The sequence below is a fragment of the Mycobacterium sp. URHB0044 genome, assembly GCF_000620625.1.
Lineage (GTDB): Bacteria > Actinomycetota > Actinomycetes > Mycobacteriales > Mycobacteriaceae > Mycobacterium.
Genome location: NZ_JIAW01000004.1, coordinates 199,716 through 212,419, shown reverse-complemented (window position 1 = coordinate 212,419; position 12,704 = coordinate 199,716). Strand labels below are relative to the sequence as shown.

General features: G+C 68.0%; 12 protein-coding genes. 8 read left to right on the top strand and 4 right to left on the bottom strand.

The annotated features are described in order from the left end of the window. Positions 1–12 precede the first annotated feature (12 nt). The 3 genes from N536_RS0110295 to N536_RS0110285 are packed head-to-tail and all read right to left on the bottom strand — an operon-like array spanning position 13 to position 4,098. Complete coding sequence (locus N536_RS0110295; protein ID WP_029113531.1) at positions 13–1,554, bottom strand: ATP-dependent DNA ligase; 1,542 nt, start codon at positions 1,552–1,554, stop codon at positions 13–15. A gap of 48 nt (positions 1,555–1,602) precedes the next feature. Next, the gene (locus N536_RS0110290) at positions 1,603–2,496 is read right to left on the bottom strand and encodes a fructose bisphosphate aldolase (RefSeq protein ID WP_029113530.1); all 894 of its coding nucleotides are present in this window, start codon (positions 2,494–2,496) and stop codon (positions 1,603–1,605) included. Between the two features lie 39 nt (positions 2,497–2,535). Continuing rightward, positions 2,536–4,098: a molybdopterin-dependent oxidoreductase gene (locus N536_RS0110285; protein WP_036435940.1), complete on the bottom strand. Its 1,563-nt coding sequence runs from the start codon at positions 4,096–4,098 to the stop codon at positions 2,536–2,538. A gap of 97 nt (positions 4,099–4,195) precedes the next feature. Here N536_RS0110285 and N536_RS0110280 point away from each other — a divergent pair, with 97 nt between their 5' ends. From N536_RS0110280 to N536_RS0110270, 3 genes are all read left to right on the top strand, one after another. Beyond that, positions 4,196–4,954: an SDR family NAD(P)-dependent oxidoreductase gene (locus tag N536_RS0110280; RefSeq protein WP_029113528.1), complete on the top strand. Its 759-nt coding sequence runs from the start codon at positions 4,196–4,198 to the stop codon at positions 4,952–4,954. A gap of 69 nt (positions 4,955–5,023) precedes the next feature. After that, positions 5,024–6,760 (top strand): ubiquinone-dependent pyruvate dehydrogenase, encoded by a 1,737-nt coding sequence (gene poxB, locus N536_RS0110275; protein WP_029113527.1) that lies wholly within the window; start codon positions 5,024–5,026, stop codon positions 6,758–6,760. Between the two features lie 52 nt (positions 6,761–6,812). Continuing rightward, a complete protein-coding gene (locus N536_RS0110270) occupies positions 6,813–8,174 on the top strand; it encodes a neutral zinc metallopeptidase (protein WP_231514475.1) in 1,362 nt (453 codons plus the stop codon). Between the two features lie 27 nt (positions 8,175–8,201). Here N536_RS0110270 and N536_RS0110265 read toward each other — a convergent pair whose 3' ends face one another. Next, on the bottom strand, positions 8,202–8,876 hold the full coding sequence (locus N536_RS0110265; protein ID WP_029113525.1) for a helix-turn-helix domain-containing protein: 675 nt from the start codon (positions 8,874–8,876) through the stop codon (positions 8,202–8,204). A 124-nt stretch (positions 8,877–9,000) separates the two neighbouring features. Between N536_RS0110265 and N536_RS0110260 the strand changes: the two genes are divergently transcribed. Genes N536_RS0110260 through N536_RS37995 form a run of 5 tightly spaced genes read left to right on the top strand, consistent with a single transcriptional unit; the run spans position 9,001 to position 12,649 of the window. Beyond that, positions 9,001–9,828 carry a class I SAM-dependent methyltransferase gene (locus N536_RS0110260; RefSeq protein ID WP_029113524.1) on the top strand — a complete coding sequence of 276 codons (828 nt, stop codon included), beginning with the start codon at positions 9,001–9,003 and terminating at the stop codon, positions 9,826–9,828. A gap of 53 nt (positions 9,829–9,881) precedes the next feature. Then, positions 9,882–10,292, top strand: a complete 411-nt coding sequence (locus N536_RS0110255) for a nuclear transport factor 2 family protein (protein ID WP_029113523.1) — start codon at positions 9,882–9,884, stop codon at positions 10,290–10,292. Beyond that, positions 10,289–11,101, top strand: coding sequence for an SDR family NAD(P)-dependent oxidoreductase (locus N536_RS0110250; protein ID WP_029113522.1), 813 nt, complete (start codon positions 10,289–10,291; stop codon positions 11,099–11,101). Before N536_RS0110255 ends, N536_RS0110250 begins: the two co-directional genes overlap by 4 nt. Positions 11,102–11,120: 19 nt before the next feature. After that, entirely contained in the window at positions 11,121–12,185 is a 1,065-nt protein-coding gene (locus tag N536_RS0110245; RefSeq protein WP_029113521.1) for a phosphotransferase family protein, read from the top strand. A gap of 20 nt (positions 12,186–12,205) precedes the next feature. Beyond that, complete coding sequence (locus N536_RS37995) at positions 12,206–12,649, top strand: hypothetical protein (RefSeq protein ID WP_197040106.1); 444 nt, start codon at positions 12,206–12,208, stop codon at positions 12,647–12,649. Positions 12,650–12,704: the final 55 nt, after the last annotated feature.

The window sequence follows — 12,704 nt, the reverse complement described above, 5'->3', positions numbered from 1 at the left end:
AATCCCCGTGTTTTACCGGTCGTACAGCGCGCGCACCGTGTCCACGGTGTCGGCTTCGGCGGGCCCCTTGTCGTCGCGGTAGCGCAGGACGCGTGCGAACCGCAGCGCCATACCGCCTGGGTAGCGGGTGGATGTCTGCACGCCGTCCAGCGCTATTTCGACCACTTGTTCGGGCCGCAGCTGCACTGTGTAACCGTCGGTGGGGCCGACGGCGAGTTCGAGGAATCGGGCGGTCTGCCATTCGAGCATCGCGTCGGTCATGCCCTTGAACGTCTTGCCCAGCATGACGAAACCTCCGGTCGCGGGATCTCGCGCGCCGAGGTGGATGTTGGACAGCTTGCCGGTACGCCTGCCGGAGCCCCATTCGACGGCGAGCACGACGAGATCGAGCGTGTGGACCGGCTTGACCTTGAGCCAACCGGCGCCGCGACGACCGGCCTCGTACGGCGCCGTCGGCGACTTGGCCATCACGCCTTCGTGTCCCGCGGCAATCGTCGTCGCAAGGAACGCCTCAGCGGCCTCGCCCTCGGCGGTGGTCAGTCGGTCGACGCGCTGCGCGATGGGCACCATCGCGTCCAGCGCGGCGAGGCGTTCGGCCGTCGGCAGGTCCAGCAGGTCGGTGCCGTCGAGGTGCAGCAGGTCGAAGAAGAACACCGAAAGTGGCTGTGCGGCCCTGGCGGCGGCGATGTCGGCGGTGCGTCCGAAGCGGGACGCCGTCACCTGGAACCGGTGCGGCCGGTTGTCGGGGCGCAGAGCGATGGCTTCGGCGTCGGCGATGAACCGGCCGGCGGGCAATGCCAGTGCTGCCTCGACGACCTCGGGGAGTCGCGCCGTGACGTCGTCCAGGCTGCGAGTGTAGATCGAGACCGTGTCACCGGCGCGATGGACCTGCACCCGCGCGCCGTCCAACTTGGCCTCGAAGATCGCGGTGCCGCCGAGACGCTCCAGCGCATCGGTCACGCCGGTCGCCGTTTGCGCGAGCATCGGGCCGACGGGTCGACCGACCACGAGCGTGAACTCGGCGAGCGCCGCGGCGCCGCCCGTCAACGCCGCCGCGGCGACCGTCTTGAGGTCGCCGCCCAGCATCGCGGCGCGCCGCACGTCGGCGGCGGGCAGGCCCGCGGCCTTCGCGACCGCGTCGGCCATCACCCCGACCAGCGCGCCTTGGCGCAGTTCGCCGCCGAGCAGGCGGCGCAGGAACGTCTGCTCGACCTCTGTTGCGGCGCCGAATACCTCGCCGACCAGTTCCGACCGGCGGGCCTGCGACCCCTTGCCCGCGACCCCGCCGATCTCGGTGAACGCGGCGTCGACACCTTGCACCGTCAGCGACGGTTCGGCCGCGGGTGCGGGCAGTGACCGCAGCGCGGCCCACCCCACGCCGATCTGGCGCTGCGGCAGTTCCCCGGAGAGCCAGGCGACGACGACGGCGACGAGCGTCGGGTCGGCCTCGGCCGCGGCCCGGCTCAGTAGCTCGGCGATGCGGCCGATCTTGGCCGACCGCGCCGATACGGCGCCGACGTCGGCGGAAGCGGTGGCGACGTCGACGAGAAGCACCCGTCCAGCGTGGCACGGGGGTCAGACAACAGGACAGCCTTGTTGCGCTCAGCCGGCGGTGGAGGCGTCGTAGATCGCCTGAATCGCGGCGTCGAGGGTGGCGTCGAAGTCCTCGTCGGACTGCCCCGCGGACAATCCTTCTGTCAGTGCGCGGCTGAAGCTGGCGATCAGGCCGTGGTTGCGCGCCAGGTGCGCGTTGGCCTCGTCGCGGGAGAATCCTCCCGAGAGGGCCACCACGCGTAGGACGTTCGGATGCTCGATCAACGGGCGGTAGAAGTCGTCCACCGACGGCAGCGACAGCTTGAGCATGACCTGCGCGCCGTCGGGAAGCGCGTCGAGATGCTTGACGATGGCCTCCCGCAGAATGACCTCCGCCTCGGCCTTGTCGGGGATGGTGATCGTGACCTCTGGCTCCAGGATGGGCATCAACCCGTGGGCGCGGACCTGCTCAGCCAACTCGAATTGCTGATCGACCACGGCGGCGATGCCCGCGCGGTCGGCAGCACCGATCACGGAGCGTTCCTTGGTGCCGAATATCCCGTTGTCCACCGCCCGGGCCAACAGCTCGTCCAGTCCGGGGATGGGCTTCATCAACTGCGCGCCGTCGGCGGCGTCGGCGAGGCCCTTGTCGATCTTCAGGAACGGAACGACGTCCTTGCGCTGCCACAGGTAGGTGGCGCTGGGCTCACCGCCGATCTGGCGATCCATCGTCTGCTCGAACAGGATCGCGGCGAGGATGCGGTCGCCGCTGAAGGCCTTCGACGTGATGATCCGGGTTCGCATCTGGTGGATCAGATCGAACATCTGCTCCTCCGATGAGTACTCCGATTCCTCGATCCCGTAGAGACGCAGCGCCTTTGGCGTCGATCCACCGCTTTGATCCAGCGCGGCGATGAAGCCCTTTCCCGACCGCATCCGCTCCGTCTGTCGAGGGTCGGCCATGTCGATCTCCTATCGTCGAAGTTGTTTGGTTGACCAGTCTTACGTCACCTCGAAGCTCACCGTGTGCCATCCGGTCGCGCCGTCCGGGATGACGTCGGCCTGCTCCGACGTCTGCACCGCACCGGAGTTGTCCATTGCCCGCACGGCGATCTCGTGCCGACCGGGTTGGTCGGCCTGCCAGTTGAAGCTCCACAGCCGCCAAGCGTCGTCGGTGTAACTGGCGCCCAGCTGCGCGGGTTGCCATGGGCCGTCGTCGATTCGGACCTCGACGGCCTTGACGCCGCGAGGCTGTGCCCAGGCCACGCCGCCGAAGCGCACGGGGCCGCGCGACACCTGCGCGCCGCTGCGCGGCACGTCGATGCGGGACTCCGTCTTGATCGGACCGCGGGCGGACCATCCGAGGCGCGTCCAGTACGCCTCGGCCCGATCGAAGCGGGTCAACTCGAGGTCGACGAGCCACTTGGTCGCCGAGACGTAGCCGTAGAGCCCGGGCACCACGAGGCGCGCCGGGTAACCATGCTCGACGGGCAACGGCTGGCCGTTCATCGTGATGGCCAGTAGTGAATCGCGGTCGTCGGTGAGCGCCTCGACGGGCGTTCCCGCCGTGAATCCGTCGCTGGACGTCGACAGCACCATGTCGGCATCGGGGTGAACGCCCGCTGCCGCCAGCAGGTCCCGCACGCGGTATCCCGTCCACACCGCGTTCGAGATCAGGTCACCCCCAACCGGATTGGAGACGCACGCGAGCGTCACCATCTTCTCGACGAGGTCGAACTTCGCCAGATCGTCGAAGCGCAACGTGACTTCCCGGTCGACCATGCCGTGGATCTTCAGCTGCCAGTCGGCGCGGCTGAGCTGCGGGACGCTCAAGGCCGTGTCGATCCGGTAGAAGTCCTCGTTGCTGGTGACGAAGCTAGGCAGCGCCACCCCCTCGGGCTGGACGGTCGGTGGCACCGGGGGAATGGGCTTCTTGACCGTCGGCGGCGTGAACGCCTTCCGATCGCCGGAGACGGAATGCAGTTGCCGGGACAGCACCGCGCCCAGCACGCCCGACAGCACGCCGACCCCGACGAAGCCCATCGCCGCCAGGGACAGGCGGCGGCCGGGATCCCTCGGCTGTCCGGACCTTTCGTCGACGCGCTGCGGTCGGCGTGGTGCGCCGTCACCGTCACTGAGCCGTCCCGACGTCAGGAACCGCATCGTCGCGATCCCGCACAGCGCACCGATCAACGTGGGAACGATGTCGAGGAGCGATGCGCCCGCCCTGGACAGCACGGCGGCGGAGCCGGCCGCCGCGGCGAGCACGATCACCAGGCTGCCCGTCGGTACGCGCGAGCGCTCCCACAGCGCGGCGACCGCGGCGACGACCGCGATGACGACCAGCACCATCACCGACAGGAACAGCTTGTCGGCGGTGCCGAAGGTCTGGATGGCCCATTCCTTGACCGGGCCCGGCGTCACCTCGATGACCGCCGAGCCGACCGCGGTGCGGGAATCGGCGCTCGCTCCGAACGGCACGGCGACGAGGGCCGTCGTGCCGAGGGCGACCGCAGCGGCGGCGATTCCGCAGAACATCAGGGTGCCGCGCGCGATAGCCGCCATACCGTCAAGGTACCGACTCCGCGACTCGTAAGGCTTACCGTAAAGTGACGTCGATCGACGGCTTTACACTTTGACCATATTTTGGAAAGGGAGCTAGATGGAGATCTCGGGGAAGAAGGCCATCGTCGTTGGCGGCGCATCGGGCTTCGGGCGGGCCACCGTCGAGTCGCTCGCCAAGCGCGGCGCGACCGTTGCGGTGCTGGACCGGCCGCAGTCGAAGGGCCAGGAAGTGGCCGACTCGATCGGCGGCACGTTCCACGAGGTCGACGTCACCGACTTCGCAGGCACCGAGCAGGTGCTGCAGCAGGCCGTCGACGGCCTCGGTGGCCTGCACATCGCCGTGACCACCGCAGGCGGCGGCATCGGCGAGCGCACCATCACCAAGACCGGCCCGCACAGCCTCGACTCGTTCCGCGCGAGCGTCGACCTCAACCTGATCGGCACCTTCAACATCAGCCGCCTGGCCGCGTGGCAGATGAGCAAGAACGAGCCGGAGGACGAGGAGCGCGGCGTCATCATCAACACGGCGTCGATCGCCGCGTTCGAAGGGCAGATCGGACAGGTCGCCTACACCGCGTCGAAGGCCGCCATCGCCGGCATGTGCCTGACCATGGCCCGCGATTTGGGCAGCATGGGCATCCGCGTGCTGGCCATCGCGCCGAGCCTGTTCGCCACCGGGCTGACCGAGGGCATCCCCGACGAGTTCGCGGCGCAACTCACCAAGGACGCCGCGTTCCCGAAGCGGCTCGGCCGTCCCGACGAGTACGCCAAGCTCGCGCTCGCGATCGTGGAGAACCCGATGCTCAACGGCCAGTGCATCCGCTTGGACGCCGGCCAGCGCTTCGCCCCCAAGTAGAGTGATTTGGGCGTGATCCGTCTCGCTGAAGGCGACGGATCACGCCGAAATCACTAGGGGAAGGGCGTCATGGCAACCATCGCCACCCAACTCGTCGCGGCGTTGGCGCGCAGCGGTGTTCGGCGCGTCTACGGATTGCCGGGCGACAGTCTCAACGGGTTCACCGACGCCATCCGGCGCTCGAGTGACGTCACGTGGGAGCACGTCCGCCACGAGGAGACGGCAGCGTTCGCCGCGGCGGCCGACGCCGCACTGACCGATCGGCTCGCGGTCTGTGCGGGCAGTTGCGGCCCGGGCAACCTGCACCTGATCAACGGATTGTTCGACGCCAATCGCAGCCGTGTCCCGGTGCTGGCGATAGCCGCACACATCCCGCGCTCGGAGATCGGCTCCGAATACTTCCAGGAGACGCATCCGCAGGACCTGTTCGCCGAATGCAGCGTCTACTGCGAACTGGTCAGCACGCCGGAGATGGCGCCACGCATCATCGAGATGGCGATGCGGGCCGCGGTGGAGGAGAACGGTGTCGCCGTCGTCGTCGTGCCCGGCGAGATCTTCCTGGCCCAGGCCGGCGAATCCGGTTGGCTGACAAGGCCGATCGAGGCAACCCGGGCGGTGGTACGGCCCGACGACGCGGCACTGCGCCGGGCAGCCGACCTGCTCAACGGCGCCGAGAATGTCACGATCCTCGGTGGCGCGGGGGTGGCCGGCGCCCACGACGCGCTGGTCCGGCTGGCCGGCACGCTCAACGCGCCGGTCGTGCATGCGTTGCGCGGCAAGGAGTTCGTCGAGTACGACAACCCCTTCGACGTCGGCATGACGGGCCTGCTCGGATTCGCCTCCGGGTACAAGGCGATCAAGGAGGCCGACGTCCTGCTGATGCTCGGCACGGACTTCCCGTACCAACAGTTCTATCCCGACCACGCGAAGGTGATTCAGGTCGACGTGCGGGGCCGTCACATCGGCAGGCGCGTGCCGGTCGATCTCAGCCTGCGCGGGACGGTCGCCGACACGCTGGCGGCGCTGCAGCCGCTGGTGACGCAGAAGGCCTCGCGCGCCCATCTCGACCGCTCACTGAACCACTACCGCAAGACCCGCAAGACGTTGGACGCGCTGGCGGTCAACGACCGCGACCGTTCTCCGATTCGGCCCGAATACGTTGCGGGACTTGCCGATCGGTTGGCATCGGACGACGCGGTGTTCACCGTCGACGTCGGCTCACCGGTGGTCTGGGCGGCGCGCTACCTGAGCATGAACGGCAAGCGCAGGCTGGTCGGCTCCTTCAATCATGGCACCATGGCCTGCGCGCTCCCGCACGCGATCGGCGCGCAGACCGCGTTCCCGCATCGCCAGGTAGTCGCTCTGGCGGGTGACGGCGGCCTGACGATGATGTTCGGCGAGCTGATCACGTTGATCCAGAATCGACTGCCGGTCAAGGTGGTCGTCTTCAACAACTCGTCGCTGAACTTCGTCGAGCTGGAGATGAAAGCTGCGGGCATCGTCAACTTCGGCACCGACCTGGTCAATCCGAACTTCGCGGCCGTGGCCCAGGCAATGGGCATCTTCGGCAGGCGCGTCGAGCATCCCGGCGAGTTGGAGCAGGCGATGTCCGAGGCGTTCGCCCACGACGGCCCGGCGATCGTCGACGTGGTGACCGCACGCCAAGAGCTGTCCATCCCTCCGGCCATCACCGCCGAACAGGCGAAGGGATTCTCGCTGTACGCGATCCGGACGATCCTGGCCGGCCGTGCCGACGAGCTGCTCGATCTGGTCACCACGAACGTGGCCCGGCGACTGCTGGATTGAGCGTTCCACGAGTTAACTCACAGAAATAGCAAAGTGCGGCTAATGTTTGCGCGTGCACAAGAGCTCTTTGGCGATCATCGCCTCGATCGCGCTTCTGGCTGGCTGCGGTGGTCCCAAGCCGGAGATACCCACGCCGTCGGCGCCCAAAAAGGCCGATACCAGCAACATCAAGATCGAAGGCGACCCGTCCACGCCGGTGAACAAGCTCGCCATCGAGGCGATCGCCGACCTGCAGGCGTTCTGGTCGGAGCAGTTCCCAAAGCTCTACGGCGAGGACTACAAGCCCGTCGAGGGTGGCCTCTATGCTCTGACGCCCGACTCGGAGACGGGTCCGAAGTGCGCGTCGGGCTACAGCGACGTGGCGGGTAACGCGTTCTACTGCAAGCTCGACGACTCGGTCGCCTGGGATGCCTCCGGACTGTTGCCCGACCTGCAGAAGAAGTACGGCGACTTCGTCATCCCGGTGGTGCTCGCACACGAGTGGGGCCACGCGATGCAGCAGCGGTCGGGCTTCTTCGACAAGAACGAGCTGACCGTGAGCTCCGAACTGCAGGCCGACTGCTTCGCGGGTGCCTGGTCGAAGCACGCTCAGGACGACAAGGTCTTCGACGTCAACAGTGCCGACCTCGACAGGGCCCTCGCCGGCATCCTCGACTTGCGCGACACCCCAGGGACGAACGTCCAGGACCCGTCGGCCCACGGCAGCGGGTTCGACCGGGTCAGCGCGTTCCAGGACGGCTACGACAACAGCGTCGAGAAGTGCAAGGAGTACAAGGACGGCGAGCCGATCGTGCTCGAGCTTCCCTTCAACGACGCCGAAGACGAGGCCAACGAGGGCAATGCGCCCTATGACTCGATCGTCAACGGCGTGCCGTACGACCTGGAGGACTACTGGACCCAGGTCTATCCCGAGGTGGCCGACGGGCAGGCCTGGCCCCCGATGAAGGGTCTGGAAGCATTCGACCCGTCCAGCCCGCCGGACTGCGGCGGTCAGCCGGCCGAGGGATACGTGTTGTTCTATTGCGTGCCAGACGATTACGTCGGCTGGGACAACGTGGAGACGATGCCGAAGATCTACGCCCAAGGCGGCGACTACGCCGTGGCCACACTTCTGGCCACCCAGTACGGCCTGGCGGCACTGACCCGGCTGGGCGACGACTCCGACGAGAAGACATCGACGCTGCGGGGCGACTGCCTGGCAGGCGCGTACACGGCCAGCGTCATCCTCTACAACCGCGAGGCCACCAGCACCTATCACATTTCGCCGGGTGATCTGGACGAGGGAATCAAGGCGCTGCTGCTGTTCCGCGGAGCAGGCGACGTGGACCGCCAGGGCGCGGGATTCGACCGGACCCGCGCCTTCCGTGAGGGCGTCATCAACGGTGCTCAGCCGTGCTTGGAGTACCAGGCGTAGCCGAAAACGCTTGTCGCGCAATACGGCTCAAGCCGGTCGTGGCACGGCCGCCTTCGTGCCCTGCCCGACCCACGACGGAATGGCGCGGCGCACGTCGGCCGGCCCGGAGACTGCGACGCTGCCGTCGAGCAGCGCGTGTGACCAGCCGACGTCGCCGCGCCAGATCCGGGTGAGGGTCAACAGGCTCGCCTCCACGGTGGCCGTGACGTCGTAACCGGGGTCGAAGTCGCAGACGTCGGCTCGGCCCTCGTGGACCACGAGCCACCACCGCGACGCCTTGGGCGCCACCCCCTCGAGCCGGAACGCGACCGTGGTGCGCGACCGCGGCCACGCGTCGATCGGGATGGTGCGGTGGATGTCCCACATCAACAAGTGCGGGTCGAGGTCTGCCTCGCCAAGCTCGCCGATCCAGCGGGTGCCCCACGAACCGAGCGCGTCGACGACCTGCGCCAGCTCCTGGCCGCAGGGCGTCAGCGAATACGCGGTCCGGCCGTCGGCCTCGTCGCGTTCCACGATCCCCGCTCGGGTCAGCGACTTGAGGCGCCGTGACAACAGCGCAGGCGACATCTTGGGGACACCCCGCCGCAGTTCGTTGAAGTGTCGACTCCCGAGCAGCAACTCCCGAACGACGAGCAAGGTCCACCGCTCGTCGAGTACCTCCATCGCCTTGGCGACGGGACAAAACTGGCCATATCCCGACATTTGCGCACCTCCGGGCGTTCAGTGAGCAGTACAGACATAGAACCAGCGCCAGTACAGATCTGTAACTAGATCCGCGCGATTGCCGGCGCGACGATGTCTACAGCGATCTAGGAGGGCACCGATCATGACCAATCCGACCGTAGCCGTCGATCAGAGCCAGGTGGCGGCCAAGCACCGGGCGATGTGGGCGTCGGGGGACTACCCGAAGCTTGCCGACGAACTCGTTTCTCCGCTCGGCCCCGTGCTGGTGGAAGCCACGGGGGTGGGCCCGGCCGACAGCGTGCTCGACGTGGCGGCAGGCACGGGAAATGCGGCCATCCCCGCCGCGCAGACCGGAGCGAGCGTGATCGCCAGCGATCTGTGCCCCGAGCTGCTGGAGCACGGTCGCCGGCTGGCCACAGAGCGTGGCGTCGACCTCGAATGGCGCGAGGCCAACGCGCACGAATTGCCCTTCGGGGACGACGAATTCGACGTCGTGATGTCGTGTATCGGCGTCATGTTCGCGCCGTTCCATCAGCTCGCGGCCGACGAGCTGGTTCGAGTGTGCAAACCGGGCGGCAGGATCGGAGTGATCAGCTGGACGCCGGAAGGGCACATCGGGCAGCTGTGGGCCGCGATGAGGCCGTACGCCCCGCCACCGCCGCCGGGTGCGCAACCACCTCCGCTGTGGGGCAACGAGGATCACGTCCGCGCGCTGCTGGGCGATCGTGTCATCGACGTCACCACGGAGCGACGGATGCTGGCCGTCACCCAGTTCGCCGACGGCGCGGAGTTCCGCGACTACTTCAAGACGCTCTACGGGCCGACGATCGCGGTGTACCGCAACATCGCGGACGATCCGGAGCGCGTCGCCGCACTCGACGCGGACATCGCACGGGTGGGCGACAGCGTCCTGAGTAGCTCGTCGACGATGGACTGGGAGTATCTCCTCGTGGTGGCCCGCAAGCGGTAGCCACGGGGCGGTACGGCACTCTGGACTCCGTCGTCCAACGAAGGAGCCCTGACGTGACCGATCGAGAAGATCGGCAGGACATCGCCGACGTCCTGCTGCGCTACGCCACCGGGATCGACCGCCGCGACTGGACCTTGTTCCGCACCGCGTTCACCGACGACTGCGAACTCGACTACGGCGAGATTGGCACGTGGAGCGGCGTCGAGGCCGTCGCCAAGTTCATGGACGACGCGCACGCAATGGCCGGACACACGATGCACCGCCTCACCAACCAGGCGATCACGGTCGACGGCGACCAAGCCGAGGCGCGCACCTACGTCGACGGCCTGATCATGGCCCCCGACAACGGTTCCGGCGTCAACGCCATCGGTTTCTACGACGACGAGCTGGTCCGGACCACCGACGGCTGGCGCATCACCCGGCGTCGCTTCACAGCCGTTCGCGTGAGCGCGGTGGGCTCGTGACGTTCGCCGAGAAGTATGGACCGTGGGCGCTGGTGGCCGGCGCCTCGGATGGCGTTGGTGCGGCGTTCGCCGAGGAAATCGCCCGGCGCGGCGTGAACGTCGTGCTGCTCGCCCGGCGTCAGGCGGCCCTCGACGAGGTCGCGGCAGGCATCGGCGCACGCACTGGAGTCCAGACCCGTACGCTGGCAGTCGATCTCGCCGACGCCGGCGCGGCAGCATCGATCGCCGAGGCCACCGCGGACCTGGACGTCGGCTTCCTCGTCTACTGTGCCGGGGCAGACCCCAACTTCGAACCCTTCCTGGCCAATCCGGTGTCGACGGCCGAGGCGATGATCCACCGCAATTGCACCGCCCCCGTGCAGTTGTGCCACCACTTCGCCCAGCCGATGGTGCGACGCGGGGCCGGGGGCATCGTCGTCTTCGGTTCGGGCGCAGCGTTCGCCGGCGCTCCGAACATGGTCGCCTACGGTGCCACGAAGGCCTTCGACATGGTGTTCGCCGAGGCGCTCTGGAGTGAACTGCACGACAAGGGCGTCGACGTGCTCGGCCTGATCCTCGGCAAGACGGACACGCCCGCGCTGCGCCGGCTGGAAACCCAACGGGGGTCGACGACCGCCGCCGATGAACCGCTGGCCGATGCCGCCACCGTCGACGAGGTGGTTGCCGAGGCGTTCGACAACCTTGCCAACGGACCGACGCGGATCGTCGGCGAAAACCTGCGTGCCGCCCAGCAGATGATCGGCTCACTCACCCGCAACGAGGCCGTCAACCTCATGATCGCGGCCAGCGCCGCCACGATGGGTCCGTAGGTGAAAGACGATGTCAGCCATGGCCGATGACGCAGCCGCGCAACCGACCCTGAGCGACGACGACCGGACGGCAGTGCAGCGCTGGGCGCGCGCGACGGGCCTCGGCTCCCGGGTGACCGACGTCGAACCGCTGACCGGCGGCAGCCAGAACATCGTGGTGCGGCTGCGCGTCGACGATCGCCCGATGGTGCTGCGTCGGCCGCCACTGCACCCGAGGCCGACCAGCGACAAGACGATGCTGCGCGAAATCGCGGTGCTGCGCACGCTGGCGGGCACACCCGTACCCCATCCGGAGTTCATCGCCGGCTGCGACGACCTCGGTGTTCTCGGGGTGGTGTTCTACCTGATGGAGGAGGTCGACGGCTTCAACCCCGGCAACGAGATGGCCACGCAATACGTCGACGACCCCGGCATGCGGCACGACGTCGGCCTCGCGTACGCGGCCAGTCTGGCGCAGTTGGGCAACGTCGAATGGGAAGGCAGCCCGCTGGCGGAGCTCCGCCGGCCGGAATCCTTTCTGGCGCGCCAGGTTCCGCAGTTCCTGGGCCTGCTCGCCAGCTACCGGCACGACCGCTACGACCCCGAGTCGCTCGCCGGCGTCACCGAACTGGCCGACTGGCTGGAGGCCAACCGCCCTCCCGATGGCGAGCCGGGCATCATGCACGGCGACGCCCATCTCAACAACGTGCTGTTGCGCAGGGACCGGCCCGAACTCGCCGCGTTCATCGACTGGGAGATGTGCACGGTGGGGGATCCGCTGCTGGACCTCGGCTGGATGATGGTGTGCTGGCCCTCCGAGCCCAACACCATCGACGCCGGGTCGGAACTCGCCGCGCTTGGCGGCCTGGCGGGCCGCGACGAACTGCTCGATGCGTACGCGGAGGCCGGAGGGCGCAGCACGTCCCGGTTGGACTGGTACGAGGCGCTGGCGTGTTTCAAGCTCGGCATCGTCATCGAGGGCACCTGGTCGCGTTACCTGGCCGGCCAGGCCGGCAGGGAAGCCGGTCAGCGGCTGCATACCTCCGCGGAATCCCTGATTGAACTGGGGACGCGCGTCGCGAAGGGCGACGCCCCGTTCACCTGAGGCGCTGCTACGTTCGGGACATGCGTACCAAGTTCGACTTCGACTTCGAAACGACCGCCTCGCCAGACCAGGTCATCGAGGCGATGATCGACTTCTCGCCGAACCGGACGCGCCGGTGGCCCGCCTTGTCGGAGAAGGCGTTCGAGGTCTATCACGTCGGCGACACCGAAGCCGACGTCCGCGAGGGCCAGGACTTCCCGAGGCTGTGGTCGACGTGGCACTACGACTGGTCGGTGCCGGGCACGGTGACGCTGACCGTAACCGCCAGCGATGCGATGGCGCCCGGCGGTTACATGACGTTGACGGCGGTCCCGAGCCAGCGGGGCGGGAGCTCGGTGCACGCGGAGTGGGAGCAGACGTCGACGAACGCCAGAGGGCTTCTCGGGGTAGCCATGATGCGCGTGATCGGGCGCCGCTTCCTGGCAAGCTATTACGAGAAGGCCTACGACGGGATGGCCGGCTAACCGCAGCAGCCACCTCGCCGTTATCGGTGCGATTGACGCGAGTGTCAGTACAATT

What these genes read in the sequence shown, in the direction of transcription:
- N536_RS0110290 (WP_029113530.1), bottom strand. Translation starts at nt 2,496, where the DNA reads ATGGCCGACCCTCGACAGACGGAGCGGATGCGGTCGGGAAAGGGCTTC.
- N536_RS0110285 (WP_036435940.1), bottom strand. Translation starts at nt 4,098, where the DNA reads ATGGCGGCTATCGCGCGCGGCACCCTGATGTTCTGCGGAATCGCCGCC.
- N536_RS0110280 (WP_029113528.1), top strand. Translation starts at nt 4,196, where the DNA reads ATGGAGATCTCGGGGAAGAAGGCCATCGTCGTTGGCGGCGCATCGGGC.
- poxB (WP_029113527.1), top strand. Translation starts at nt 5,024, where the DNA reads ATGGCAACCATCGCCACCCAACTCGTCGCGGCGTTGGCGCGCAGCGGT.
- N536_RS0110265 (WP_029113525.1), bottom strand. Translation starts at nt 8,876, where the DNA reads ATGTCGGGATATGGCCAGTTTTGTCCCGTCGCCAAGGCGATGGAGGTA.
- N536_RS0110260 (WP_029113524.1), top strand. Translation starts at nt 9,001, where the DNA reads ATGACCAATCCGACCGTAGCCGTCGATCAGAGCCAGGTGGCGGCCAAG.
- N536_RS0110245 (WP_029113521.1), top strand. Translation starts at nt 11,121, where the DNA reads ATGGCCGATGACGCAGCCGCGCAACCGACCCTGAGCGACGACGACCGG.
- N536_RS37995 (WP_197040106.1), top strand. Translation starts at nt 12,206, where the DNA reads ATGCGTACCAAGTTCGACTTCGACTTCGAAACGACCGCCTCGCCAGAC.